General features: G+C 70.6%; 27 protein-coding genes. 11 read left to right on the top strand and 16 right to left on the bottom strand.

The features are described from left to right. Nucleotides 1-50: 50 nt before the first annotated feature. Entirely contained in the window at nucleotides 51-662 is a 612-nt protein-coding gene (locus ACFVQ0_RS20685) for a hypothetical protein (protein ID WP_390090000.1), read from the bottom strand. Nucleotides 663-999: 337 nt separating this feature from the next. On the opposite strand from ACFVQ0_RS20685, the gene ACFVQ0_RS20680 reads away from it, so the two are divergent. Then, nucleotides 1,000-2,628 carry a glycosyltransferase family 39 protein gene (locus ACFVQ0_RS20680; RefSeq protein ID WP_390089998.1) on the top strand — a complete coding sequence of 543 codons (1,629 nt, stop codon included), beginning with the start codon at nucleotides 1,000-1,002 and terminating at the stop codon, nucleotides 2,626-2,628. Here the strand turns inward: ACFVQ0_RS20680 and ACFVQ0_RS20675 are convergent. The 5 genes from ACFVQ0_RS20675 to ACFVQ0_RS20655 all read right to left on the bottom strand — a co-directional run bounded on the left by ACFVQ0_RS20675 (nucleotide 2,557) and on the right by ACFVQ0_RS20655 (nucleotide 4,544). After that, a complete protein-coding gene (locus tag ACFVQ0_RS20675) occupies nucleotides 2,557-2,766 on the bottom strand; it encodes a DUF397 domain-containing protein (protein WP_390089996.1) in 210 nt (69 codons plus the stop codon). The two genes, ACFVQ0_RS20680 and ACFVQ0_RS20675, sit on opposite strands and share 72 nt — an antisense overlap. 61 nt (nucleotides 2,767-2,827) lie before the next feature. Then, entirely contained in the window at nucleotides 2,828-3,037 is a 210-nt protein-coding gene (locus ACFVQ0_RS20670; RefSeq protein WP_390089994.1) for a DUF397 domain-containing protein, read from the bottom strand. 244 nt (nucleotides 3,038-3,281) lie between these two features. Continuing rightward, on the bottom strand, nucleotides 3,282-3,491 hold the full coding sequence (locus tag ACFVQ0_RS20665) for a DUF397 domain-containing protein (RefSeq protein WP_390089992.1): 210 nt from the start codon (nucleotides 3,489-3,491) through the stop codon (nucleotides 3,282-3,284). Nucleotides 3,492-3,552: 61 nt separating this feature from the next. Next, nucleotides 3,553-3,768, bottom strand: coding sequence for a DUF397 domain-containing protein (locus ACFVQ0_RS20660; RefSeq protein WP_390089990.1), 216 nt, complete (start codon nucleotides 3,766-3,768; stop codon nucleotides 3,553-3,555). Continuing rightward, a complete protein-coding gene (locus ACFVQ0_RS20655) occupies nucleotides 3,765-4,544 on the bottom strand; it encodes a helix-turn-helix transcriptional regulator (RefSeq protein ID WP_390090734.1) in 780 nt (259 codons plus the stop codon). The genes ACFVQ0_RS20660 and ACFVQ0_RS20655 overlap by 4 nt, the downstream gene beginning before the upstream one ends. Before the next feature lie 201 nt (nucleotides 4,545-4,745). Here ACFVQ0_RS20655 and ACFVQ0_RS20650 point away from each other — a divergent pair, with 201 nt between their 5' ends. The 4 genes from ACFVQ0_RS20650 to ACFVQ0_RS20635 are packed head-to-tail and all read left to right on the top strand — an operon-like array spanning nucleotide 4,746 to nucleotide 5,915. Beyond that, nucleotides 4,746-4,940, top strand: coding sequence for a hypothetical protein (locus ACFVQ0_RS20650; RefSeq protein WP_390090732.1), 195 nt, complete (start codon nucleotides 4,746-4,748; stop codon nucleotides 4,938-4,940). Between the two features lie 8 nt (nucleotides 4,941-4,948). Continuing rightward, entirely contained in the window at nucleotides 4,949-5,140 is a 192-nt protein-coding gene (locus tag ACFVQ0_RS20645; RefSeq protein ID WP_390089988.1) for a hypothetical protein, read from the top strand. Beyond that, entirely contained in the window at nucleotides 5,137-5,589 is a 453-nt protein-coding gene (locus ACFVQ0_RS20640; RefSeq protein ID WP_390089986.1) for a hypothetical protein, read from the top strand. The genes ACFVQ0_RS20645 and ACFVQ0_RS20640 overlap by 4 nt, the downstream gene beginning before the upstream one ends. Next, nucleotides 5,586-5,915 carry a hypothetical protein gene (locus ACFVQ0_RS20635; RefSeq protein ID WP_390089984.1) on the top strand — a complete coding sequence of 110 codons (330 nt, stop codon included), beginning with the start codon at nucleotides 5,586-5,588 and terminating at the stop codon, nucleotides 5,913-5,915. Before ACFVQ0_RS20640 ends, ACFVQ0_RS20635 begins: the two co-directional genes overlap by 4 nt. 627 nt (nucleotides 5,916-6,542) lie before the next feature. Here ACFVQ0_RS20635 and ACFVQ0_RS20630 read toward each other — a convergent pair. From ACFVQ0_RS20630 to ACFVQ0_RS20615, 4 genes are all read right to left on the bottom strand, one after another. Continuing rightward, a complete protein-coding gene (locus ACFVQ0_RS20630) occupies nucleotides 6,543-7,883 on the bottom strand; it encodes a hydrogenase expression protein HypA (protein ID WP_390089983.1) in 1,341 nt (446 codons plus the stop codon). 443 nt (nucleotides 7,884-8,326) lie between these two features. Next, entirely contained in the window at nucleotides 8,327-8,587 is a 261-nt protein-coding gene (locus tag ACFVQ0_RS20625) for a hypothetical protein (protein ID WP_390089981.1), read from the bottom strand. Beyond that, nucleotides 8,473-8,856, bottom strand: coding sequence for a hypothetical protein (locus ACFVQ0_RS20620; RefSeq protein ID WP_390090776.1), 384 nt, complete (start codon nucleotides 8,854-8,856; stop codon nucleotides 8,473-8,475). Before ACFVQ0_RS20620 ends, ACFVQ0_RS20625 begins: the two co-directional genes overlap by 115 nt. A 77-nt stretch (nucleotides 8,857-8,933) precedes the next feature. After that, nucleotides 8,934-9,887, bottom strand: coding sequence for a zinc-binding alcohol dehydrogenase family protein (locus ACFVQ0_RS20615; RefSeq protein ID WP_390090730.1), 954 nt, complete (start codon nucleotides 9,885-9,887; stop codon nucleotides 8,934-8,936). A gap of 97 nt (nucleotides 9,888-9,984) precedes the next feature. On the opposite strand from ACFVQ0_RS20615, the gene ACFVQ0_RS20610 reads away from it, so the two are divergent. After that, nucleotides 9,985-10,416: a MarR family winged helix-turn-helix transcriptional regulator gene (locus ACFVQ0_RS20610; RefSeq protein WP_390089979.1), complete on the top strand. Its 432-nt coding sequence runs from the start codon at nucleotides 9,985-9,987 to the stop codon at nucleotides 10,414-10,416. A gap of 116 nt (nucleotides 10,417-10,532) precedes the next feature. Then, nucleotides 10,533-11,336, top strand: coding sequence for a hypothetical protein (locus ACFVQ0_RS20605; RefSeq protein ID WP_390089977.1), 804 nt, complete (start codon nucleotides 10,533-10,535; stop codon nucleotides 11,334-11,336). Here ACFVQ0_RS20605 and ACFVQ0_RS20600 read toward each other — a convergent pair. Beyond that, complete coding sequence (locus ACFVQ0_RS20600; protein ID WP_390089975.1) at nucleotides 11,316-12,221, bottom strand: serine hydrolase; 906 nt, start codon at nucleotides 12,219-12,221, stop codon at nucleotides 11,316-11,318. The genes ACFVQ0_RS20605 and ACFVQ0_RS20600 overlap by 21 nt on opposite strands. A gap of 93 nt (nucleotides 12,222-12,314) precedes the next feature. Here ACFVQ0_RS20600 and ACFVQ0_RS20595 point away from each other — a divergent pair, with 93 nt between their 5' ends. From ACFVQ0_RS20595 to ACFVQ0_RS20585, 3 genes are all read left to right on the top strand, one after another. Next, nucleotides 12,315-12,968 (top strand): hypothetical protein, encoded by a 654-nt coding sequence (locus tag ACFVQ0_RS20595; protein WP_390089973.1) that lies wholly within the window; start codon nucleotides 12,315-12,317, stop codon nucleotides 12,966-12,968. 143 nt (nucleotides 12,969-13,111) lie between these two features. Continuing rightward, complete coding sequence (locus ACFVQ0_RS20590; RefSeq protein ID WP_390089971.1) at nucleotides 13,112-14,266, top strand: N(5)-(carboxyethyl)ornithine synthase; 1,155 nt, start codon at nucleotides 13,112-13,114, stop codon at nucleotides 14,264-14,266. A 107-nt stretch (nucleotides 14,267-14,373) separates the two neighbouring features. After that, entirely contained in the window at nucleotides 14,374-15,006 is a 633-nt protein-coding gene (locus ACFVQ0_RS20585) for a response regulator (RefSeq protein ID WP_390090728.1), read from the top strand. 12 nt (nucleotides 15,007-15,018) lie between these two features. On the opposite strand, the gene ACFVQ0_RS20580 is transcribed toward ACFVQ0_RS20585, so the two are convergent. The 3 genes from ACFVQ0_RS20580 to ACFVQ0_RS20570 all read right to left on the bottom strand — a co-directional run bounded on the left by ACFVQ0_RS20580 (nucleotide 15,019) and on the right by ACFVQ0_RS20570 (nucleotide 19,944). Continuing rightward, on the bottom strand, nucleotides 15,019-16,443 hold the full coding sequence (locus ACFVQ0_RS20580; RefSeq protein ID WP_390089969.1) for an MFS transporter: 1,425 nt from the start codon (nucleotides 16,441-16,443) through the stop codon (nucleotides 15,019-15,021). 102 nt (nucleotides 16,444-16,545) lie between these two features. Further along, nucleotides 16,546-17,742: a lipid-transfer protein gene (locus ACFVQ0_RS20575; RefSeq protein WP_390089967.1), complete on the bottom strand. Its 1,197-nt coding sequence runs from the start codon at nucleotides 17,740-17,742 to the stop codon at nucleotides 16,546-16,548. A 12-nt stretch (nucleotides 17,743-17,754) separates the two neighbouring features. Next, nucleotides 17,755-19,944 (bottom strand): acyl-CoA dehydrogenase, encoded by a 2,190-nt coding sequence (locus ACFVQ0_RS20570; RefSeq protein ID WP_390089965.1) that lies wholly within the window; start codon nucleotides 19,942-19,944, stop codon nucleotides 17,755-17,757. Nucleotides 19,945-20,213: 269 nt separating this feature from the next. On the opposite strand from ACFVQ0_RS20570, the gene ACFVQ0_RS20565 reads away from it, so the two are divergent. Continuing rightward, nucleotides 20,214-22,007: an MFS transporter gene (locus ACFVQ0_RS20565; protein WP_390089963.1), complete on the top strand. Its 1,794-nt coding sequence runs from the start codon at nucleotides 20,214-20,216 to the stop codon at nucleotides 22,005-22,007. Here the strand turns inward: ACFVQ0_RS20565 and pepE are convergent. Continuing rightward, nucleotides 21,970-22,698 carry a dipeptidase PepE gene (gene pepE / locus ACFVQ0_RS20560; RefSeq protein ID WP_390089962.1) on the bottom strand — a complete coding sequence of 243 codons (729 nt, stop codon included), beginning with the start codon at nucleotides 22,696-22,698 and terminating at the stop codon, nucleotides 21,970-21,972. The two genes, ACFVQ0_RS20565 and pepE, sit on opposite strands and share 38 nt — an antisense overlap. A gap of 59 nt (nucleotides 22,699-22,757) precedes the next feature. Beyond that, nucleotides 22,758-23,585, bottom strand: a complete 828-nt coding sequence (locus ACFVQ0_RS20555; RefSeq protein ID WP_390090726.1) for an IclR family transcriptional regulator — start codon at nucleotides 23,583-23,585, stop codon at nucleotides 22,758-22,760. Nucleotides 23,586-23,616 lie beyond the last annotated feature (31 nt).

Genomic DNA, 23,616 nt, shown 5'->3' with positions numbered 1-23,616 from the left:
TGGCCTGGTCGAACATCATCCGCCGACCGGCACGAAGTCGGGCTGGGGTATTAGGTGGTGACCTGGAGTCGCCTACGGGACAGCCGGCCGACTCCCCAGGCCACGGCGAGGACTGTGATGACAATGGCAGCACCGATCGGTGAGCCTGTAGCCGTCGTGACCCATGGCGCACCGGCCACCAGGATCGCGAAGATGTGCCGGGGACGGACTCCCGGGATCGCGGCGCGGATGGCGATCAGCAGCATGACGGGACCGAGTTGCTGGATCATCCCGAGGAAGAAGTCGCTGTCGCCCGAGAGGGCCGCGTAGAGGGAAGGCAGCCAGGTGATGGCGGCGTAGACCGAGGCCAGTCGGCGGTCGATCCTTCCCGGCACGACCGCTGCGGGCATCACCACCACCAGGGCCATCAGCGGGATCAGCCAGGCGGAACCCTGGACCCCCGCGAGCAGCGCCACGAGGGGCAGCGCCCCCAGCACCCGGGACATCGACCAGCGCCCCAGACAGGCCATGGCTCCGGCCGCCAGCACGGTCACGTACACCGCTGCGCCGAGAAGGCTCGTACCGGCCGCGCTCCCGCCACGCGCGGTGTCTGCCACGGCGGTGGTCAGCCCGGCGGCGGCGATCGACCCGGCAGCCGCCAGGGCGTACGGGGCTGTGGCCACCAGGAAGCGGCCGGCCCGATGACTGGAGCCGCGTCACAGGTACCGACGAAAGTCCGCTCGACGGTCCGAACGAAACCGCCCGGGCACGAACCGGAACCGGACTCCAGGCACCAGGGAGTAGGTCGCGCGGCCGACGCAGGCCCCGGCGTAGCACCTGCGACGGACCCGGGCCGCACCTCGCGTAGCTCCTGCGGCGGCCCCCTGGCTCGTCAGCGCAGGTGACGACCCCGATCACCACCGCCGCTTAGCGTGCTGAAGGTATCCGGAGCCCTCCGGCAACGGTCAGGGCCACCGGTCAACTCCCCCTTCACGCCTCACGCCGAGCCGGAGCTTCGCCATGCCGAAATCAACACTCGCGGCCGGTCCAGCGGCCCTGAGCCTGTTACTCGGGCTGTGGGGAATCACCCGCGAGGACAGCATGTGGCGCGACGAAGCGGCGACATGGCAGGTGGCCCACCGGAGCATCCCGGAGATGTGGCACCTGCTGGACACGGCCGAGGTCGTGCACGGCCTCTACTACCTGTTCGCGCACGGCATCTTCGCCGTCTTCGGGGACAACCTCCTCGCACTGCGACTGCCCTCCGTCCTGGCCATGGCGGGCGCCGCCGCCGTGATCACCCTCCTGGGCGCCCGGCTGGCCGACCCGTGCACGGGACTGGCGGCGGGCCTGGCGTTCTCCTTGATCCCCGCGGTGCAGCAGTACGCGCAGGAGGGACGCTCGTACGCGCTGGTCACAGCATGTGCGGCGCTCGCCTGCCTGCTGCTGGTCGAGGCGATGGACGCGACCGGTGCGACCGGTGCGTCCGATACGACCGGTGCGACAGGTGCGACAGGCGGCAGGCGTGGCGCGGGGCTCTGGGCGGCGTACGGCACGACCGTGCTGCTGGCCGGGCTGCTCAACTGGTTCTCGCTCCTGCTGCTGCCCGCGCACGCCGTGACACTCGCCCTGATCCGTGCGCCCCGCGCGACCGTCCTGCGCTGGGGAGCCGCCTCCTGCGCCGCCGGGCTCGGCACGCTCCCCCTCATCGTGGCGAGCAAGTCCCAGACGGGGCAGGTCGCCTGGATACCCCCGGTCCGCCCGAGCACCCTGCTCGGCCTCCTGCCGACCCTCCTAGCGGGCGGCCTCTGCGCCCGGCTCGCCCGGCCCGGGAAGGCCCTCGGCGCGCCCCGCCGCGACCGGGCCGCGCTCACAGCGGTGGCCGCACCCCTGCTCGCCGTACCCCCACTCCTGCTGCTCGCCGCGTCACTGATCCACCCCGCCTACCTGGCCCGCTACGTCCTGTTCAGCTACCTCGGGCTCGCCCTGCTCATCGGCGCCGCGTGCCGGGGCCTCGCGCTCCGCCTGCGCACAACGCCACGACGGCTGATCGTCGCGGTCACGGCCCTCGCCTTCCTCGGACTGCTCCCCGTCCAGCTGTCACTGCGCGCCCCGGCCGGCCGGATCGACGACGTACTCGCCACGGCCGAGGATGTCGCAACGGTTCGCGAGGCGGGCGACGGGGTGCTGTACATCCCTGCGGCACGCCGTGACACCGCCCTCGTCTCGCCCGCCGCGTTCGCCGGGCTCAGGGATCTGGCACTGGTCCGGGACCCTCTGGAATCCAGCACCATGAACGGAGTGGAGGGCACCCCGGCGCAGATAGCGGCGGCGATGCTGATGGTGGACCGCATCCTGGTCGTCAGCGACGACGGCACACCGTCCGCCCACACGGATCGCGACCGCACCAAATGGCGCATGCTCAGGGAGCGCTTCATCCGCTGCTCCGAGGTCAGCGAACACGACCGCCGGGTCACGGTGTACCGGCCCCGACCGTCGCGGGGCCGCTGGCAGCCCGGCTGGTCACAGCGCCGCCCCACCGCGCGGGACACGATGGGGCGGCGCCGGATGGCTTGCTCAGACGGTGCCGAAGTCTCCGGCCCTGACGCCCGCCACGAAGGCGGTGAACGCGTGGGCGGGAACGTCTAGGACCGGGCCGCGCAGATCCTTGGAGTCACGGACGGGGACGACGCCGCGTGAGACGGCAAGGTTGGCTGCGATCTCAACGCAGGCGCCGCCGTTGCTGCTGTAGGAGGACTTGAACCAGCGGGAGGACTCGGTCGTCACGGGGTGCCCTTTCACCGTTGCAACGTGGACGCGAATGAGGCGGCGTACGCCTGCCGGGCGATCAGATGGCGCCGAACTCGCCTGCTTTGACGCCTGCCACGAAGGAGGTGAAGGCGTAGGCGGGGATGTCCAGAACGGGACCATTCAGATTCTTCGAGTCACGGACGGGAACAACACCGACAACGGCTGCGTGTGCCGGCGCCCACTCGACGCATGTGCCGCCGTTGTTGCTGTAGGAGGACTTGAACCACTGGAGAGATTCGGTCGTCACGGGGTGCCCTTTCGTGCCTCGGTGATCATGGCCACGGACGCCGGCTGGGACGGAACTTCGGCCTGCATTTGACAGTAGGCCGTCAACAGAGTCTGCACGAAGTACATATCGCGCCTCAGGCGAACTCGCTGTACCGAGGCAGGACAGACAAGCTGAACCCGGTCCGCCGAGGTCAGCAAGTGGACGATCAGGTGGTCACAGCGCCGCCCCACAGGACACGATGGAGCGGCGCCGGATGGCCTGCTCAGACGGTGCCGAAGTCTTCGACCTTCACGCCCGCCACGAAAGAGCTGAACGCGTGGGCGGGGATGTCCAGAACGGGACCGTCCAGATCCTTGGAGTCACGGACGGGGACGACGCCGCGCGAGACGGCAAGGTTGGCTGCGATCTCGACGCACTGGCCGCCGTTGCTGCTGTAGGAGGACTTGAACCAGCGGGGGGATTCGGTCGTCACGGGGTGCCCTTTCACCGTTGCAACGTGGACGCGAATGAGGCGGCGTTCGCCTGCCGAGCGATCAGATGGCGCCGAACTCGCCTGCTTTGACACCAGCCACGAACGAGGCGAACGAGGCGACCGGGAAGGACAGCGTGGGGCCGCTCAGATCCTTCGAGTCGCGGACAGGGACGGCGCCGGTAGCGGCTGCGTGATTCGGAGCCCACTCGACACAGGAACCACCGTTGTTGCTGTAGGAGGACTTGAACCAGAGAGCGGGGGGAGAGTCAGTCGTCACGGGGTGCCCTTTCGTACCTCGTTGATCATGGCCACGGACGCCTTCTGGGAGAGCGATTCGGCCTGTAGCTGATGGTAGGCCCTCACCAGCGGCAACACTGAGTTGAGTTCGCGGTCCAGGTGCCCCTGGGTCTGCGACTCGACGTAGGAGATCACGGACCGGTCTTGGAGGGTCAGGAGATTCACCAAGCGATCTAAGGTCCGACGCTCCCCGAGGTCGAAGGGGGCGAGTTGGAGCATGGTGTTCGGCTGCTCGGCAAAGTCGATCAGGCGCTTCAACTGCGCGTCCATAACCGCCGGACCACCGACCGGCCGACGGATGCAACTCTCATCCAGCACCACGATCACCAACGGCGGCATCGGGCGAACCAAGGCCGCCTGTCGCTCCATGAGGAACGAGACTCGTTCCTCTGCCTGTTCGCGCGTAATGACTCCCCGCCTGACAGAGCTTCCAGCAAGGGCCCGCGCGTACTCTCGCGTCTGCAGTGGACCAGGAATCACGCCGCACTCAAACAGCCTGATCTCTGCTGCTCGCCCCTCATACCCCACGTACTCCGGGAACCCCTCCAGGAGACTTCCGTTCCGCAGCCGCCCCCACGCGCGTTCGAACGATTCGGCGGTCCCGGCGAGTCCGAGGGCAACATCGACGCTGCGCGAAAACTTGCGGCTCGGCGGTTTGTTGTCAGTTTCGACACCTGAGATGTGCCGTCCCGAGTAGCCCATCAGCGCGCCGAGCTCGTCCTGTTTCAGGCCACGTGCCTCCCGCGCCTTGCGCAGACGTGCACCGAACGCTGCCCGGGTTCAAGTCCTTGATGTTTACCAACGTTCCCTCCATTTTCAGAACATTGAATACGGCCTGACCGTAGGCCACGCTGAGCCGCCTTGGTAGTGGAATGACTACGGAGAGGCACGATCGTGTGCGCTGATATCGACTCCCTGAGCGGACACGCTCATCCCGCACCCGAACCCGGCACGCTCATGGTGGACATAGGCCGAGGCAACCAAGTGGGCGAGTTCCGGGGCCTCGCCGGCCCGTACTGGTCGCTGCGGCCGGTCTGCGGCGGGCAGGAATGGGAAGCCGAGCCCGAGCACGTACGCCCTGCGGACCCCATAGAACGCCTCCGCGCCCAGAACGCACGGTGCAACGCACGGAGCCGGGGTGAGGTGCTGTGAGAGCACCCGTGGACGACCTGCTCTCCGAGTTGGACCGCATCGCGTCGGACCCCGAGACGCGCGCAAGGTTCCGCGCGGAGCTGGACCGTGCGATTTCCGAACACTGCGCGCAGGAAGCCGCGTTGACGGCGTTCACCGAAGCAGTGGCCGAATCGCTGCGGGCGTTGGCCCGGTTCCCGACCGGGGAGCGGGCCGCGTGAACGGCGTCCTGTACGCGGCGGAGGTCACCGCGACGACCGGCGGGAGGGCCATCTCGCTCGGCAGGGTCACCCTGCCGAACCGCCGGCTCGCGCTCCGGTGGCTGCGGCGGCAGGCGCATTGGCGCGCGGACGGGCTCGGCACTCCCGAGCCCCGACCTTCGACCAGCTTCCGGAGCCCCGCCGTTCCGGACGGGCTACGGGCATGGGCGGAGGATCCGGACCAGCAGGAGCACGCGATGGCGCGGCTGACGGCCGGGGGCTCCGATGTACTCACCGTGCTCGACCCGGCGGCCGGGCTGCTGGTGACGCTCGCCGGGTGGCCCGTCCGACAACGCCGCGCCGCAACCGGGTACGGCGCCCCCCGAGCGCGGTCCCCACCCCCACCCGTGCGCTGCCGCGCGCCGCACGGACCGGTCCCCATATCCTCTCAGCCGGAGGCCATACGGTGATTCACTGCAATTCCCGCGTCTGTCCGCCCTGGTTCGAGACCGCGCAGGCTCATCAGCAGGCGGGTAGCCCAGGGCTCCCCGACTCGCTGGTCTGCGAACTGGCCCAGGGGCATTCCGACGAGCACGCCGGTCATCTGGAGGACATGGGGCGCGGCACGTTCGACGTATGGGTGCGCTGGAACGGCGACGACTTCACCTACGTCTGTGCCGCGCCGTGCGAGATGGCGGACCCCGTCCTCGCTCCCCACCTGCGACAGGCCTGCATGCTGTTCGTCGACCACGCGCCGGGACACTCCTGGGAGTTCGAGGACCTCCTGCACGATTGAAGCCCGCCACCCAGGAGCCCAGACATTCATGGACGCCCGTGCAACCGACTCGGTGCAGGAGCACCCATTGCCTCTGACAGTTCCCGGGGTCTGACCCAACCCTCCCGACGACGGGTCCCCCACGGCACAGGAGTCCCCCGCCCGAACAGTGAGGCCAACGGTGGCAACAGCGGCACGTGAAGCACTCGCGAAGAGTCGATCACCGATCGTCTTCGGCCGCAGACGCCGTCTACCGCGCTGCTGACGTGTCCACCCCTCCAGCATCGCCTCGAAGACCGCGTCCTCGGCCGCAGAAGAGACACCCCCCGCAAGCAGTACCAGCCGCGCGGAAGCGTCCCCAGGGCAGCCTCCAAGCACCTCGACCACCTCCGTCCGCCGCGTGAATCGTGCACCCAATGCACGAAGCTCCGCAACGACGCGGGCCACTACCCCACACCCCTGAAGAGATGCTCCCGGATGGAAGCCGCAGGACAATTACTCGACCTCGAACGCAACTGCCGTCAAACGGAGTTACCCGGGAGTGCTGAATCCTGCTGCTGGAAACGAGCGGTGCCACCAGCGGATGCCGCAGGGTCCCCGGTGCAGTTCAGGGGTTTCGTTCGTGGGTCGAAGTGTCAGCCCGGTGGGTTAGACCGTGAGCCTCACGGCCTCGAACCAGTGGTCGTTTGCGGTGGTGCCGACGAACATGTACTCAGGGCGCTTGTTCTTGCAGACCTGTGGGCCCCAGCCACCACCGCCCATCTTGGCCGTGTGGCAGACGGAGCCGTTGCCGATGTTCATGGCGAAGCCCGTCAGGAACGGGGCGCCCTTCTTCGAGCTGCCGATGTAGTTGTTCTTGCCGTCCGCGACGACGGCCGTCCAGTTCGGGGCCCATTTGGAATTGCCGCCCGTCGAACCCGGGTCGTGCAGCAAGGCGTTGGCGGAGGAGCCTTCGACGTTCCACACCGCGATGTTGAGGGCCGTGATCTTCTTGCCCTGGTCCGTCGTGCCGGTGATGGTCCCGTCGCACACCGGCTGCTGCCAGCCGTGTGCTGCTACGAAGGCCCGGTAGCAGATGTGTCGCCCGCGGGGGTCGTTCTTCGCGAGGCTGTTCAAAGCGCTGGCGGCCGTCCCCGGCGGTGCTTTCGCCGTCACAGTGGCCGTGGGCCGGGTCGCGGGCGCCTTCGGTGGCGGTGGCGGGGCGATCGCCGCCTTGAGGGTCGGTGTGGTGGACGGCCTCACCGTCTCCTTCTCCTTCTCCTTCTCCTTCTCCTTCTCCTTCTTCTTCTCACTCGGCGTCACGGAGGGCTTCGGTGACTCGCTGGTGTAGGTCTCCGGGGACGCAGAGCGTTCGCTGTTCAGAACCGTGCCCGCCGCGTTCTGTGTCTGCTCCTTCTCGGGCTTGCGGTCGTCCTGGCCCGCCACGAGGAACGGCACCGAGATCAGTACCGCACCGGCGATCGCCGCCGCGGCCAGCATCGGCTTCTTCAGACGGCCGTTGGGCGGTACGTCGTCCGCGTGCGTACCCGCGCCGCCGCCGCTGTCTCCCGCCGCTGCCGCAGCGGCGGCGGGCGGGGTCCCCCCGACGGTGCGGGTGGTGGCGGGCGCTGCGGCCGGGTCAGGGCCCGGGTCCGGTTCAGGGGACGCGGACGATGCCGACGTCGCCGAAGTGGCCCCGGCCTGCGCGGAGGTGGTCGACGTGGCTTCGGAGGGCTCCTCCGCCGCCGGCTCCGGAGTGCCGCCGGCCCGCGCGGCACCGACGGCCGAAGAGGCACCGGCGGCGCCCTCGCCACCCGCCTGATCCCCGGTCTCCTTCTGGCTGCCCGCGGCCTCGGGAGCCTCGTGGCCGGAGCCCTCGCTCTCCTCGCTCTCGCTCGAAGGGCTGCGCGCGCCCGCGTCCGGGTCGGCCGCAGGGGAGGAAATGTCCTTGCCGTTGCGTGATCCGCCCGGCATCAGGGCGTCGCCGGGGTCTCCGGCCGTTCCTCGCATCGGAACCGCCCGGCGGACAGACACCGGTGAACTCGCGGACGGGTCGACTGCCCCGGAGGCGCCTGCGGATGCGTCCCGCCGCGACGGTATGTGGCTGGGCGGATCATGCTCGCGTGCCATGCGGTTCCTTACTCACGTCTCGGTTGGGGCTCGTGTCACGACCCGGTACCCACGGCGCCCGCCCATGACTGGACGTCATCCGATCCAGCCGTTCCGGGGGAGCGAAGGGCCGGGCGGGGCAGACGACTTCGCAGGAGGCGAAACCCATCGACAGGCGATCGGCAGGGCAGTGCACCGGGCACGCGCCGGCGTGCGGTGGCGCGAGGCAAGCCCGAACGGCCCGGTTCCGGAACGACCGTACAGGAACTGCGTGGACCATGGTCGGCCGATCGGGCTCAAGGGCGTCAACGTCTTCGGTGTCGCCACAGCTTCACGCAAGTGACCTACAGGCGAAGGGACGTGGTGGTCGCAGCGGACTGCAGGACCTCGGCCGGCAGGGGCGGGGTGAGCCGGCGGCGCATGTCGACCGCCGTGGTGCACAGCAGCCGCGCCGGGCCGTCCTGAGTCGGCAGCAGAGTGCGCAGGCTGGTCAACAGGACGCCCGAGACCAGGGGATTGACCGACAGCGAGGCCTCCCTCGCGCGCCGCACCAGCCCCTCGCACCGGTCGCCGCCGAGTTCGATCCCGGTGACGCGGAAGCGCATTCCCAGGTGAGAGGGGCGTTGATCTCCTCGTCGAAATCGGTGCCGCGCCCGAGAACCGGCCCTGCGGCCGCATCCGCGATGAGGACCAGCGGCTGGTTCCCCGGCCCCTGGGTGATCTTTCCGGTGAGCAGCGGCGTACTGGTTTGCAGGTGGGTCAGGGCCTGCGCGAGGACCGCATCGTCCAGGTCGCCCGTCACGTCGCAGGACAGGACAAGCCGCACATCGGCCGCGGTGATGGCCGCCTCGTGCGGCGCGAGCGAACGCTCCATGATGAACCCCTCTCGTAGGACCGCTGCACCATCGCGCAACAGGGCACCGCTTCGGGACCGAAGAGGCGGATGTCCCCTCAGACGGATGAACGCTCCGACCATCGCAGCGGGGGCACGAGGACGACCTTGCCGAGGTTGCGGCGCTGCTCGATGAGGGCGTGGGCCCGGGCCGCTTCGGCGAGGGGGATCTCCTCGTGCACGGCGGTGCGCAGGGTGCCCGCCTCGTGCAGTTGCCAGAGTTCGCGCAGCCAGCGGTCGTACAGTTCGGGCTTGCCGACGGCGATGGCACGCATTTGGAAGCCGATCAACGAAGCACCGCGGACCAGGAGTTCGTACGCCTCCACCGTGCCCCCGCCGGAACTGAAGGCCACCAGCCGGCCGCCTGCGGCCAGGGCTCGCACGGCGCGGCCGAGCAGGTCGCCGCCGACTCCGTCGAGGACGGCGTCGTACGGGGCGCCCCAGTCGGCGTCCTCGTACAGAACGACCTCGTCGGCGCCCAAGTCCCGCAGGAAGTCGGCCTTGTCGGCGCTGCTGACAGCGGCCACCACACGTCCGGCGCCGGCTGCCTTCGCGTACTGGAGGGCGAGCGTGCCCACCGCACTCGCCGCCGCTGTCACCAGGACCGACCGGCCGGGCTCCACGTGCGCGGCCTCGTAGGCGCCGCGTGCCACCATGCCGCTGCGGACCAGCGCCACCGCTTCCACGTCGCTCGCGCGGTCCGGGATCCGGGAGGCCATCGCGGTGTTCAGGACCGCGAACTCGGCGTAGGCGTCGGTGAAGCACAACCCGGTGACGCGGTCTCCGACGCCGAATGCGGTGACGCCCTCGCCGAGGGCGGTGATCTCCCCCGCGACTTCGCCGGCGAGCGAGATAGGTTCCCCGGCGTCCCGGACCTTGCGCACGGCGGGCAGCGTCACCCCGACCGCCCTGGCCCGGATCAGCACCTCCCCGGCTCCCGGCTCGGGTCTGTCGGCCTCCTCCGCGACCAGTGCGGCGGGCCCGCCGCCGACCTCATGGCGAATGCGCAGCACAAGGACCTCCCCGTCCATCCTTCGATTTTCATTGGGTGTCCCAACGATAGCTTGAAGTCGTAGGGAGTCCCAATGAATTTCGGGATAGGCTGACCGCGTGACCGCAGCACTCCAGCGCATCCAGTCCCTGCCGAGCTGGCTCGTCGGCCGCGTCGCGGCGCGCGCTCGCGGCCTGGTCGCCGACGCGCTCGCCGCGGAAGGGCTGAAGCTCATGCATCACGCGGTGCTGGCCGCGACCGCCGAGTACGGGCCGGTCGCCCAGGCCGAGCTGGGCCGCCGGCTCGCCGTCGACCCCAAGGACATGGTCGGCATCCTCAACGACCTCCAGCGGGCGGGACTCGTCCTGCGCACCCCGGACCCCGCCGACCGTCGCAAGAACGCCATCACGGTCACCGCGGAAGGCGCAGCCGCCCTCACCCGCTGCGCGGCCCTGGCCGAGGCAGCCAACGCCGAGCTGCTGGCGCCACTCACTCCGGACGAGCAGCACCAGTTGATGGCCCTGCTGTCCCGGGTGCACGAGGCGCCGTAGCGGAAGCCGACAGTGCCACAGCCGGTCCGTACGACCGCAGCAAATCTCTCGATCAGCCAGGCCTAGGCCGACAGCGGGTGCAGGATCGCCACCCGCTCCCGAGGAAGGTTCTTCCAATGACCGCACAGCCCGCACGCCCTGAGCGCATCGGTCCCGAGACCGCCTCGGTGGTGGACGTCTCGCCGTTCAAGCCCGCTCTCGTCAAAGCGGTTTTCAGGGACGTGACGCCGATGCACGTCTCCCGGTCGGCCACGTGGGCCGCCGCCTCGGTGACGCGGACCGTGCTCACGGAGATCATCGCCGCCGCGAGGAGAGCCGCGGCGGAGGAGGCCCGGAAGAAGCTGATACCCAGGGACCTCATCTCGGCGATCGACCGGAACGTCGAGCTTGAGGTGGGCGGCACCTGGTACGACCACAGCCCGACGTTCAAGGGGCTGTCCGTTGTCATGTACGACGGTGTCATCGTGCCCCCTCCCAAGCGCAGCAGGTCGCGCAGGCCGAGCGCTGTGGCCGGCGCCCACCGGTTCGAGGCCGGGGTCAAGAGGCTGCTGCGGAGCCAGGGGGTGACGGCCGTCCCGGTGATGGTCCGCGACCTGGACGGGATCGCGAGCGTGTTCCTGGCGGACCTCGCCCGGGATGCGGCCATGGTCGTCCGCGAGGGCGGGGTCAAACGCTTCGGCACGGTCACCCTCGTGACGTCGGACGAACCAGGCGCGGACCCGTCGCTCAAGGACCCGGACCCGTCCCTCACGGATTCCGTCAGGGCCCTGTCCACCCGCCGAGGTGACGCGCGGACCATCGGCAGGGACGACGTCCTGGCCGCCACCACGATGCAGTTGTTCGGCGGCGACCTCCGGCATCGAGCCCTCACCGAGGCACGCGCGGCACATGACCGTCTTTCAGGCGCCCGCCTCCTGTAGCGCGGTCACCGCCCGCGCGGTGACGGTGCCGATGGCTCGGCTGATCGCCGCGTCGTCCGAGCCGGGCAGGGATCGAGTGAAGACAGCGGCGGCATATCGACGACCGTCGGGGTAGGAGATCACGCCGATCTCGTTGCGGATCACGCCGACCAGACTGCCGCTCTTGGCCGCGACCCGCACCGGTAGCCGGAACCCGCTCGCGATCCGGTGCCGGGTCAACTGCCTGCCCATCACGGCGCGCACCCGCTCACACGCGGCGGCGGGACCCGCCTGGTCCGTCCAGATCAGCCGCAACAGGTCGACCATGTCACGAGGCGTGGTCCGGGTCCCCCGCGACGGGTCCAGGGCGCGTGAGACAAGAAGCCTCTCGTCGGCGCGCGCCATCTCCTCTGCCGACGCGTCGGCCGCCCAGTCCAGCAAGCCCTTCCAGTCGGCGCAGCCGAGGTCCTCGCCGATGGAGTCGAGCATGGTCCGCAGATCGGAGTCGATCACGGTGCCGGTCAGCCCGAGCCGTGTCGCTGCCCCGTTGAGCGCGTCAACGCCTACTCGTCGGATGAGCGCGTCGGTGGTGTGGTTGTCGCTGATGGTGAGCATCAGGACGACCATGTCCCGCCATGAGAGCACGGCATCGTCATTGAAGAGCGAGACTCCGACCGGGCCCGGAGTCCGATCGGCAGCACTCAGGGTCACCCGCTCGCACGGGTCCAACCGGCCTTCGGCGAACCACGTCTCCACCTCCAGGGCGACCTGCACCTTGACCACCGAGGCCGGGACCACAAGCTCGTCGGCGCGCAGGCCGAACTCGGCGTCGCCTTCCAACGGCTTTACACACAGGGCGCCTTCACAGCCGGCCCGTTCGAAAATCTCCTCGATACCGTCCGTCATGACATCGAGTCTGCCAGCCCCCAGGCGCACGATCACGAAGTCGGTCCGGAGTGCTGGGAGCTGGCCCCTCAACACCGCCACAATCAAGATAAGTTGGCTGCTGACGTAGGTGAGATCGAGGGGGAGCACATGCGGTTCGGGGGCATGCTGGCAGTCGGCGCCGCCATCGTGGCACTGGCGACCGTCAGCGGCTGTGGCAATGGCGACGGCGGCGGCGGCGGCATCGACAGTATCGGCAACGGACAGGGCGACGAGGGGAGTTCCGGCTCGTCCGACGGCTACGGGCAGTCCGCCGGCAGCGGTGGACGGCTGGCGGACGCCGAGCCACCTCCGCGGCCCAGCGCCGCGACGATGGCGGACTTGGAGACGTTCGTCAGCCAGCGCACCACCTGCGCGGATCTGCACATGGAAGACAGCGTGGACGAGGACGACCCGGAGGCCGAGTCGGTCGGCAAGGGGTGGGGCATCAAGGAACGTGCCGTCTGCTGGGATGAGGAGAGGAACGACGTCACCCTCATGTCCATCGACGACATGAAGGCGTTTCAGGTCCAGGCGGAGAAGCGTCACGACAGCGGGTATCTCCTGGGTAAGGACTTCGCCGTCACCGGACACAGTGTGACCACGGAGAACCTCAAGGATTCGGGGCTGCTGGCCCTCATCTGTGATCCGGAGACCCGAATCCCGAGCGGCTACAAGAAGATGAAGGCGCTGGTCGGCGGCTGCACGCTGACCGACTTCATCCCCTGACCTCTTCCGCAGGAGTAACGCAAAGCCGGTGGCGAGCGCGGCGCTCACGCCGTCTTCCGGCCCGAAGGAGCGCCGCCGACGCCCGTCGGCCAGGTCCGTGCCCCCTCGGAGTGTGTTACACAGGCGGTAACCAGAGGGGTATTTTGCAGCAGCTCAAGCTCGGAATCGTGTCGCAGGCCCGCAAAGAGAACGAACACCGTCTGCCGATCCACCCGGCGCACTTCGAACGCATCGACGCCGATCTTCGCCCCAGCATCTTTCTGCAGAACGGGTACGGAGAGCACTTCGGTGTACCGGACTCCCAGCTCGCACCGCATGTAGCCGGTTTCCGCCCGCGCGAGGAACTGATCGCGGAGTGCGACGTCATCCTGCTGGCCAAACCGCTGCACGAGGATGTGGCGGAGCTGCGGGACGGGCAGGTTTTGTGGGGGTGGCCGCACTGCGTGCAGGACGAGAAGGTCACGCAGGCCGCCATCGACCGCAGGCTCACCCTGATCGCCTTCGAGGCGATGCACCACTGGACACCGAAGGGCGGGTTCAACCTGCACGTCTTCCACAAGAACAACGAGCTGGCCGGCTACTCGTCGGTGCTGCACGCCATGCAGCTGACCGGGGCGACCGGTGACTACGGGCGCCGGCGGCGTGCCGCGGTGATCGGCTTCGGCGCCACCGCGCGCGGCGCGGTGACCGCGCTCAGCGCGCTGGGCGTGCACGACGTGGACGTGCTCACCGCCCGCGGCACCACCGCCGTCAGCTCACCTATCCACTCGGCACGGATCGTGCGTTTCGACCACGACGTCGCCGACGACACCCTCGACCCCCGGCGCAGCATCGCGCTCACGGAGGACGGTCCGGAGCCGTTGGCCGAGTTCCTGGCAGGGCACGACATCATCGTCAACTGCGTGCTCCAGGACACCGCCGCGCCGTTGATGTTCCTGATAGAGGAGGATCTGCCGAAGCTCGCGCCCGGCACCCTCGTCATCGACGTCTCCTGCGACGAGGGCATGGGTTTCGCCTGGGCCCGGCCCACGACCTTCGACGAGCCGATGTTCACCGTCGGCGACAACGTCCACTACTACGCCGTGGACCACAGCCCCTCCTACCTGTGGGACGCGGCCACCTGGGAGAACAGCGAGGCGCTGATCCCGTTCCTGTGGACGGTCCTCGCGGGGCCGGACGGCTGGGACGGTGACCGCACCATCAGCCGGGCGATCGAGATCCGCGGCGGCACCGTGCAGAACCCCGCGGTCCTGGCCTTCCAGAACCGCGCCGGGCAGTACCCGCACGCGCTGCTCTGACCCGGCGCGGTCCGGTCGGCGGCGTACCCGGAGTGGGCCTGCCGCCGACCGGGCCGGTCGACGCGTCCCAACCGCCCACCCCCCATAACCTGTTCCCCGTGAACGAGATGCCGCAGGATCACCGGCCGGTCAAGTCCGTACGAGTGCTGCTCGCAGAGGACCAGGGGATGATGCGGGGCGCGCTCGCCCTGCTGCTCGGGCTGGAGCCGGACATCGAGGTGGTGGCCCAGGTGGGGGCGGGCGACGAGATCGTGGCCGCCGCGGTCTCCTCGCGGCCCGATGTGGCGTTGCTGGACATCGAGCTGCCGGGGCGCAGCGGTCTGGACGCGGCCGCCGATCTGCGGGAGGAGGTGCCGGAGTGCCGGGTGCTGATCCTCACCACGTTCGGGCGGCCCGGGTATCTGCGGCGGGCGATGGAGGCGGGGGCGGCGGGGTTCCTGGTGAAGGACGGGCCGGTGGAGGATCTGGCGGAGGCGATCCGGCGGGTGCTGGCCGGGGAGACCGTCATCGATCCGGCGCTGGCCGCCGCCGCGCTGAGCGCGGGCCCCAGTCCGCTGACCGCCCGGGAGCGCGATGCGCTGATGGCCTCGGTGGACGGGGCGACGGTCGCGGACATCGCGGCGAAGCTGCACCTGTCGGAGTCGACGGTGCGCAACTACCTCTCGTCCGCGATCGGCAAGACCGCCACCCGTAACCGGATGGAGGCGGTCCGGGCCGCGCGGCAGCAGGGCTGGCTCTAGAAAGAAACGTGTTCAGCGCCGCACGGAGGGCCGGTGGCGCGGGAGCCAGAAGATCATCAGCAGCAGGCCGCCCAGCAGGACGGAGCCCGACGTCCGGAAGGCCAGGGCGTAGCCGGCCGTGAGGTCCGCCGGGCCCGTTCCACCGTCCGTTCGGGCGGCGGCGACGGTCGAGAGCACGGCCAGGCCGAGCGCGCCGCCCATCGTGCGGGAGGTGTTGACGAGTCCGGAGACCAGTCCGGCCTCGCCGGGGGCCGCGCCCGAGGTGGCCAGCGAGGCGAGCGGGGTCGCCGCGAGGCCGGTGCCGGCCATCATCAGCACGCCGGGCAGGCAGATCGAGGTGAGGTAGTCGCCGTCGGCGGTCATCGTGGACTGCCAGCCGAAGCCCGCCGCCGCGACCACCGTGCCGACGAGCGCGAGGTTCTTCGCTCCGACCCGGGCCATCAGCCGAGGGGCGCACTTGGAGCCGATGACGATGGCCACCGAGGTCGGCATCAGGGCGAGTCCGGCCTCCAGCGCGGAGTAGCCCAGCACGTTCTGCGCGTACACGGTCATGAAGTACCACATGGAGAACGTGGCGGAGCCGATCAGGAACATCGCCACGTTGGCCGAGGCCACCGCCCGTGCGCCGAGCACCCGCAGCGGCATCAGCGGTTTCGCCGTACGGGATTCCACCAGGACGAACAGGGCGAGCAGCGCCACTCCGCCGAGCAGCGGCAGCAGCGTCGCGGACGCGGTCCAGCCCGACTCCTCCGTCTGCACGATGCCGTACGCGACGGAGGCCAGGCCCGCCGTGACGAGCAGCGCGCCCGGGAGGTCGATCCGGCTCCGCTCGCCGGTCCGGCCCTCGGCCAGGTAGACCGCGGCTCCGGCCAGTACGAGCACGCCGACCGGCACGTTGATCAGCAGGACCCACCGCCAGGAGAGCGCGTCGGTGAGCACCCCGCCGATCAGTCCGCCGGCCGCGCCGCCGCCCGCGCCGACCGCCATCCAGGTGCCGATGGCTCTGGCCCGTGCGGGTCCTTCGGGGACGGCGGCGGTGAGCAGGGTGAGGGTCGCGGGGGCGAGGACGGCGGCGCCGAGGCCTTGCGCGGCGCGGGCGGCGAGCAGCTGCCAGCCCTCCTGGGCGAGTCCGCCGGCCAGTGAGGCGGCGGTGAAGAGGCCGAGGCCGACGAGGAACATCAGCTTGCGGCCGTACAGGTCGGCGGCCCGTCCGCCGAGCAGCATGAATCCGGCGAACGCGATCGAGTAGGCGTTGAGCACCCATTGGAGCCCGGTGGTGCTCAGCCCCAGGTCCGTGCGCATGGAGGGGAGGGCGACGTTGACGACGGACACGTCGAGGACGACGAGGAACTGGCCGACGCAGGCGGCGAGCACCACCGCCCAGGTGCGGGTACGGGTACGGCCGGTACGGCGTGTGGGCGTCGAGACGTCAACCATGGCGTCATACTCGCAGCCGCCCAGCACCCCGTACATCGGTTTCCGGACCGTACCGGCGTCGGTCCAGCGGTGTAGGACCGGGGCCCGGATGGGCCACAGGGGTCAGCGGCGCAGGAGTGTCACCACGGCGGCGCCGCCGAGCCCGATGTTGTGGGCGAGCGCGGTGCGGGCGTCCGGCACCTGGCGGGGGCCCGCCTCGCCCCTGAGCTGCCAGGTGAGTTCGGCGGCCTGGGCGATTCCGGTGGCGCCGAGCGGATGCCCCTTGGAGATCAGCCCGCCCGACGGGTTGACCACCCAGCGGCCGCCGTGGGTGGTGGCGCCGGACTCGACGAGCGGGCCGGACTCGCCCTCGCCGCACAGCCCGAGCGCCTCGTAGGTGAGGAGTTCGTTGATGGAGAAGCAGTCGTGGAGTTCGATGACGTCGAGGTCTTCCGCGCCGATGCCCGCGCTCTCGTAGACCTGGCGGGCCGCCTCCCGTGACATCGGCAGTCCGACCGCGTCGATACAGGTCCCGGAGGCGAAGGAGGCCTCGGTGTCGGTCGTCATGGCCTGGGCGGCGATCTCGACGGCCCGGTCACCGAGTCCGTGCTCCTCGACGAAGCGTTCGGAGACGACGACGGCCGCGGCTGCCCCGTCGGAGGTCGGTGAGCACTGGAGCCGGGTCAGCGGGTGGTGGATCGGCTTGGCGGCGAGGACTTCTTCGACCGTGTACGGGTCCTGGAACTGGGCGTGCGGATTGCCCGTCGAGTGGCGGTGGTTCTTCGCGGCGACGGCGGCGAGCTGCGCCTCCGTCGTGCCGTACCTCTTCATGTGCTCGCGGGCCGCGTTGCCGAAGATCTGGGCGGTGGGCGGGGTCATCTCGAAGCCGTGGGCGGCGGCCATGATCCCGTAGTGGCGGGCGACCGGGGACGTCTTGAAATCACCCGCGCCGCCGTCGGAGCCGCCGCCGCCGAGCGATCCGCGCGCCATCTTCTCGAAGCCGAGCGCGAGGACGCAGTCGCTGCCGCCGCCCTCGACGAACTGGCGGGCCATCATCAGCGCGGTGGAGCCGGTGGCGCAGTTGTTGTTGACGTTGTAGACGGGTATCCCGGTCAGTCCGAGTCCGTACACGGCCCGCTGTCCGGCGGTGGAGGCCTGGAAGCAGTAGCCGACGGCGGCCTGCTGGATGTCCTCGTATCCGAGACCGGCGTCGGTGAGCGCCGCCGTGCCGGCCTCCTTCACCATGTCCCAGTACTGCCAGTCGCGGCTCTCGGGCTTCTCGAACTTCGTCATGCCGACGCCGACGATGTATGACCTCATGATGGATTCCCTTCAGTCCCTGGGCAGGCCGAGGATGCGCTCGGCGACGACGTTGAGCTGAACCTGCGTGGTGCCGCCCGCGATGGTCAGGCAGCGGGACATCAAGAATCCGTGCACGGCCCGTTCCCCCGCTCCCTCCGCCACCGCGCCCGCCGGGCCCAGCAGTTCGAGGGTGAGTTCGGCGACCTTCTGCTGGTGGGCGGTCTGGATGAGTTTGCGTACGGAGGCGCCCGCGCCCGGCTCAAGTCCTGAGACCTGTCGCAGCGTGGTGCGCAGCCCGATGCAGGCCAGTGCGTGGGCCTCCGCCGCGAGTGCTCCGATCCGGGCGCGGCAGGCGCCGTCGAGTCCGGCGGAGCGGTCGATCAGGGCTTCGAGTCCGGTGTCGAAGGACATCTGGTCGGCCATGTGGACGCGTTCGTTGCCCAGGGTGTTGCGGGCGACCCGCCAGCCGCCGTCGGCCTCGCCCACCAGGGCGTCCGGGGGCAGGATCACGTCGTCGAAGTAGACCTCGTTGAAGAGGGAGTCGCCGGTGATCTCCTTCAGCGGGCGGATGTCGATGCCCTCGGTGTTCTTCATGTCGACCAGGAAGTAGCCGAGCCCCCGGTGCTTGGGCGCGTCCGGGTCCGTCCTGGCGAGCAGGATGCCGTGGTCGGCCCACTGGGCGGCGCTCGTCCACACCTTCTGGCCGTTGATCCGCCAGCCCTCGGGGACGCGTTCGGCCCTGGTGCGCAGCGAGGCGAGGTCGGATCCGGCGCCGGGTTCGGAGAACAGCTGGCACCACTGGAGTTCGCCGCGCAGGGTGGGCAGGAGGTAGCGGTCCTGCTGCTCGGGCGTGCCGTGGGCGATGAGCGAGGGCACCACCCAGGTGGCGATGGAGAGGTCGCTGAGCTTCACCCCTTGTTCGCGCAACTCCTGTTGTACGGCGAGCTGTTGTACGGGGCCGGCGTTCAGCCCGTAGGGCGCGGGCAGGTGCGGGGCGGCGTAGCCGGTGGGGGCGAGGGCGCTGCGGGCGGCCCTGGGGTCCAGGCCCCGGGCGGCGGCGACGGCCTCGCGGGCCGCCGCGCGGTGGGCTTCGGCCTCCGGGGGCAGCTCCAGGGTGAGGCTGCGGCGGGCCCCGGCGGCGGCGAGCCGGACGGCGCGCTGGCGGTGGACGTCGCCGGAGCCGAGCAGTTGCCGGGCGACCAGGGCGCGGCGCAGGTAGAGGTGGGCGTCGTGCTCCCAGGTGAAGCCGATGCCGCCGAGGATCTGGATGGCGTCCTTGGCGCAGGTGTACGCGGCGTCCAGGGCGGTCGACGCGGCGAGGGCCGCGGCCATGGACCGTGTCTCCGGGGTCTCCGTGGCCGCGCGGGCGGCGTCCCAGGCCAGCGCGCGGGCCTGCTCGACCCGTACGAGCATGTCCGCGCAGAGGTGTTTGACGCCCTGGAACTGTCCGATGGGGCGGCCGAACTGCTCGCGGACCTTGGCGTGTTCGGTGGCGGTGTCCAGCGAACGGGCCGCGGTGCCGCACGCCTCCGCGGCCAGGAGTACGGCGGCGAGGTCGCGGACGAGCGCGGAGTCGGTGGGCAGCAGCCGCCCGGCGGGGACCAGGACGCCTTCTGCCCTGACCTCCGCGGTGGGCCGGGTCGGATCGGCGCTGCGGTGCGGGCGGACGGTCAGCCCCCGGGCCGAGGTGTCGACGGCGAACCAGCGGGTGCCGGTGACCGAGGCGGCGGGGAGCAGCAGCAGATCGGCCCCGTCGGCGGAGAGGACCGGCGGGAGTTCCCCGTCGAGCAGGTGGCCGTCCTCCTGCTCGACGGCGGTGAGGCTGCCGGGGCCGAGGGCGACGGCCCCGATGCGGCGACCCGCGGCGAGGTCACGTACCAGTTCGTCCGCGCCGGGGGTGCGCGGGTCCGACGCGTGCAGTACGGCCGAGGCGAGGGTGCTCGCCAGGCAGGGGCCGGGGAGCGCGGCGCGGCCCGCCTCTTCGAGGACGACGGCGAGGTCGAGCAGTCCGCCGCCCTGTCCCCCGTACTCCTCGGGCAGATGGACGCCGAGGAGGCCCTGGTCCGCCAGGCCGTCCCAGTATTCGGGGCGTGCGCCGGTGGCAGCGGGGGCGTCCGCGTCAAGAATTTTGCGGATTTCCCCGGGCGGTACGGCGCGCGAGAGCCATCCTCCTACGGCCCGCGCGAGCTCCCTGTGTTCTTCGGTGATTCCGATGCCCATGCGGATCCTCGCCGGTCGCAGCCACTGGAACGGCGCAAGAGTAGAACACGTTTCAATCTGACGGAAGGTCAGATCGGCATCTGTTTCCGGCCGGACGCCGGGCCCCGGCCGCGACTGTGTCCTGTTCGCACCCCGTTCACCGGAATACCTCGGACATGCGGAAGGTTTCACCGTGCACACACTTGGCGGGCGGAGCTGCCCGCAGCACGGCCCGCACAGCCCGCACGCCTTCCCCGTCCCCCCTCTTCCGCTGCCCGGAGGCCGCACGTATGCCACAGACGACGCACGAACAGCAGTCCGCGGAGCTTCCTGATCCGGGGACGTCGAAGACCGGCAAGGGGATCGTCCCCGTGCTCGCCTTCGCGGGTATCACCGTCGCGGTGATGCAGACCCTGCTCGTCCCCGTCATCAAGGACCTGCCCACCCTTCTCGACACCGACCCGTCCAACGCCACCTGGGTGATGACGGCGACGCTGCTCGCCGGAGCCGTCTCCACGCCGATCATGGGGCGGCTCGGGGACCTCAACGGCAAGCGGAGGATGCTGCTGGCGAGCCTCGCCGTCATGGTGATCGGCTCCCTGATATGCGCCTTCACCGACGACCTCGTGATCATGATCGTGGGCCGCGCGCTCCAGGGCTTCGCCATGGGCGCCATCCCGCTCGGCATCGGCATCATGCGCGACGAGCTGCCGCGCGAGAAGCTCGGCTCCGCGATGGCCCTGATGAGTTCCTCGATCGGGGTCGGGGGCGGACTCGCGCTGCCCGCCGCCGCCCTGGTCGCCCAGCACACCGACTGGCACACCCTCTTCTTCGGCTCGGCCGGTCTCGGCGTGCTCGCCATGGGGCTCACCGTGCTCGCGGTGCCGGAACCCGTACTGCGGGCCCCCGGCCAGTTCGACATGACCGGCGCGCTCGGCCTCTCGGCCGGACTGGTCCTCCTGCTGCTGCCCATCACCAAGGGCAGCGACTGGGGCTGGACCTCCCCCACCACCCTCGGGCTGGTCGCCGCCGGACTGGTGGTGCTGCTGGCCTGGGGCGTGTTCGAGCTGCGCAGCGAAGCACCCCTGGTCGATCTGCGGACCACCGCGCGCCGCGAGGTACTGCTCACCAACCTCGCCTCGATCATGGTCGGGGTCGCCTTCTACGCCGTCTCGCTGGTCCTGCCGCAGCTGCTCCAGCTGCCGGTGTCCACCGGCTACGGGCTCGGCCAGTCGATGGTCGTCGCCGGGCTGTGCGTGGCGCCGCTGGGCCTGACGATGATGCTCGTCGCCCCGCTGTACGCGCGGCTGTCCGCCCGGTACGGCCCCAAGGTGTCGCTGATGCTCGGCATGGCGGTCATCGCCATCGGATACGGGGCCGGGCTCGGCCTGATGAGCGCCGCCTGGCAGACCGTCGTGATCGCGGTCGTCCTCGGCGCCGGCATCGGGCTCGCCTACTCCTCGCTGCCCGCACTGATCATCGGGGCCGTCGACGCCTCGGAGACGGGCGCGGCGACCGGGCTCAACACCCTGATGCGCTCCATCGGCACCTCGGTGTCGAGCGCGGTGATCGGCATGGTGCTGGCGCACACCTCGACGCGGATGGGGTCCGTCGCGGTGCCCAGCATGCAGGGGTTCCGCACCTCGTTCATGATCGCGACGGGCGCGGTGCTGGCCGGTCTGGTGCTGGCCGCGTTCCTGCCCTCGCAGCGGGCGGCCGCCGCGCCGGTCCTGCTGGCGAGCAGCGCGGGAGACGAGACGGCCCGGCTGTCCGGCCTCCCGCTGCCGCTGCCCGGCTCCGGCTTCCGCGGCCGGGTCACCGACCCGGACGGGACGCCGGTGGCCGGGGCCAACGTCACCCTGATCGACCGGCAGGGCCGCCAGGCCGGGCTCACCACGACGGACGCGGAGGGCCGGTACGCGCTGGCCGCCCCGGCCGGCGGCAGCTTCGTGCTGGCCGGATCGGCCGCCGGATACGCGCCGCGCGCCTACCCGGCGGCGCATCCGGCGAGCGGCCGGCCCGCCGAGACCGATCTGGTGCTGACGCTCAGCGCACCGGCGCGTCGAACCTCGGTGCCGTCGTGAGCAGATGAGAGACGTCCGTCCCCGCCGGGAGCTCCTGCGGCTGTGCGCCGCGGGTGAACAGCCGGGCGGGGCGGGCGCCCTGGACCCGGGCCTGACGCCCGTTGACCCGCAGCCATGAGCCCTCGCGCAGCCCGAGCACCGGGACGTCGTTCTCCTCCAGGAACTCGGTGAGCCGTTCCTCGCGGGTCTCGCCCTTGTGGGTGCTGTCCGGGTCCGGGTCCTGGTAGTGCGGGTTGATCTGGAACGGGACGAGGCCGAGCGTCTCGAAGGACGGCGGCTGCACGATGGGCATGTCGTTGGTGGTGCGCAGGGTGGGCGCGGCCATGTTCGTCCCCGCGCTGGCCCCCATGTACGGCAGCCCCTCGCGCACCGCCTCGGTCACGGCGTCGCGCAGCCCGGTCCGGTAGAGCGCGCTGAGCAGCCGGAAGGAGTTGCCGCCGCCGATGAACACGGCGTCGGACGCGGCGAGTTCGGCGACCGGGTCGGCGTTCTCGTGGACGCCGCGGACGCTGATGCCGGCCGGTTCCAGGGCGTCGCGGACCCGGGTGGTGTACGCCGCGTAGTCGGCGAGCGCGTACGGCACGAAGGCGAGCCGGGCCTCCGCGGGCAGGAACGCCCGCACCGTGTCGAGGGCGTGTTCCAGGTAACCGCAGCCGTACTGCGTGGAGTTGGAGAGCAGGAGCAGATTCACGGGGTTCCTCTTGGTTCTCTTGGGTCAGGTCGTGCGGGTGGAGCGGGTCCGGCTGCCGGTCAGGTCGTGCGGCGGGAGCGGGGTTTGGGGCGCTGCGGTGGATGGGTGAGGCGCCTCTCCAGCATGTCGGCCGCCTTGCGCAGCGCGTCGAGCCGGTTCTCCGGCGCCCCCTCGAACCGTTCCTTCGCGCCGCCCAGACTGAGACTTCCGTACGGTTCGCGTCCGAGGAAGACCGGTACGGCAACGGTCGCGATGCCTGCGTCGTACTCACCGACCGTCCAGGCGTAGCCCTGGGCGCGCACCTTCAGCAGCTCCTCCTCCAGCAGATCCGGATCGGTCACCGTCCGGTCCGTGAACCGGGCCATCGGGCGGCCCCGGAAGAGCCGGTGGCGCTGCTCGTCCGGCAGGTAGGCGTAGTACGACTTGCTGGTCGCCCCGGCGTGCGCCGGGTAGAGCTCACCGACCAGCGGGTAGTAGCGCAGCGGCCCCGTCTCGCCCTCCTCCGCGGCCACGCACCGCATGTGGAAGCTGTCCGGCAGGCAGAACAGCACGGTGTCGCCGGTGACCCGGCGCAGCTCCTCCAGGACGGGTCCGGCGAGCAGCTCCAGCGATCCGGAGCGCTCCCAGAGCCTGCCCAGGCGCAGCACGGCGGGGCCGATGCGGTAGCGGCGGGTGGCCGGGTCGGAGACCAGGAAGCCCCGGCCCGCGAGGGTGGCGAGCAGCCGCTGGGCCACCGAGGTGTCCCAGCCGAACTCCTCCGCGACCTCGGTGACGCCCCAGTCGGGTCTGGTCCGCTCGAACGCGAGCAGCACGAGGAGCGCCCGGTCGACGGTTTGCAGGGCACCGGCCGGGGTCCGCCGGTCCAGATCGAAGTCCGCCATCGTCATTTCACCCATCTCACCATTCAGACCTGAATTG

It is taken from the genome of Streptomyces sp. NPDC057900, from assembly GCF_042887885.1.
GTDB lineage: Bacteria > Actinomycetota > Actinomycetes > Streptomycetales > Streptomycetaceae > Streptomyces.
Note: the sequence above shows the minus strand (reverse complement) of the source record. Positions and strands in the feature narration are given on the sequence as shown.

What these genes read in the sequence shown, in the direction of transcription:
- ACFVQ0_RS20680 (WP_390089998.1), top strand. Translation starts at nt 1,000, where the DNA reads ATGCCGAAATCAACACTCGCGGCCGGTCCAGCGGCCCTGAGCCTGTTA.
- ACFVQ0_RS20650 (WP_390090732.1), top strand. Translation starts at nt 4,746, where the DNA reads ATGGTGGACATAGGCCGAGGCAACCAAGTGGGCGAGTTCCGGGGCCTC.
- ACFVQ0_RS20630 (WP_390089983.1), bottom strand. Translation starts at nt 7,883, where the DNA reads ATGCGAGGAACGGCCGGAGACCCCGGCGACGCCCTGATGCCGGGCGGA.
- ACFVQ0_RS20625 (WP_390089981.1), bottom strand. Translation starts at nt 8,587, where the DNA reads ATGCGCTTCCGCGTCACCGGGATCGAACTCGGCGGCGACCGGTGCGAG.
- ACFVQ0_RS20620 (WP_390090776.1), bottom strand. Translation starts at nt 8,856, where the DNA reads ATGGAGCGTTCGCTCGCGCCGCACGAGGCGGCCATCACCGCGGCCGAT.
- ACFVQ0_RS20605 (WP_390089977.1), top strand. Translation starts at nt 10,533, where the DNA reads ATGACCGCACAGCCCGCACGCCCTGAGCGCATCGGTCCCGAGACCGCC.
- ACFVQ0_RS20600 (WP_390089975.1), bottom strand. Translation starts at nt 12,221, where the DNA reads ATGACGGACGGTATCGAGGAGATTTTCGAACGGGCCGGCTGTGAAGGC.
- ACFVQ0_RS20585 (WP_390090728.1), top strand. Translation starts at nt 14,374, where the DNA reads ATGCCGCAGGATCACCGGCCGGTCAAGTCCGTACGAGTGCTGCTCGCA.
- ACFVQ0_RS20580 (WP_390089969.1), bottom strand. Translation starts at nt 16,443, where the DNA reads ATGGTTGACGTCTCGACGCCCACACGCCGTACCGGCCGTACCCGTACC.
- ACFVQ0_RS20575 (WP_390089967.1), bottom strand. Translation starts at nt 17,742, where the DNA reads ATGAGGTCATACATCGTCGGCGTCGGCATGACGAAGTTCGAGAAGCCC.
- ACFVQ0_RS20570 (WP_390089965.1), bottom strand. Translation starts at nt 19,944, where the DNA reads ATGGGCATCGGAATCACCGAAGAACACAGGGAGCTCGCGCGGGCCGTA.
- ACFVQ0_RS20565 (WP_390089963.1), top strand. Translation starts at nt 20,214, where the DNA reads ATGCCACAGACGACGCACGAACAGCAGTCCGCGGAGCTTCCTGATCCG.
- ACFVQ0_RS20555 (WP_390090726.1), bottom strand. Translation starts at nt 23,585, where the DNA reads ATGACGATGGCGGACTTCGATCTGGACCGGCGGACCCCGGCCGGTGCC.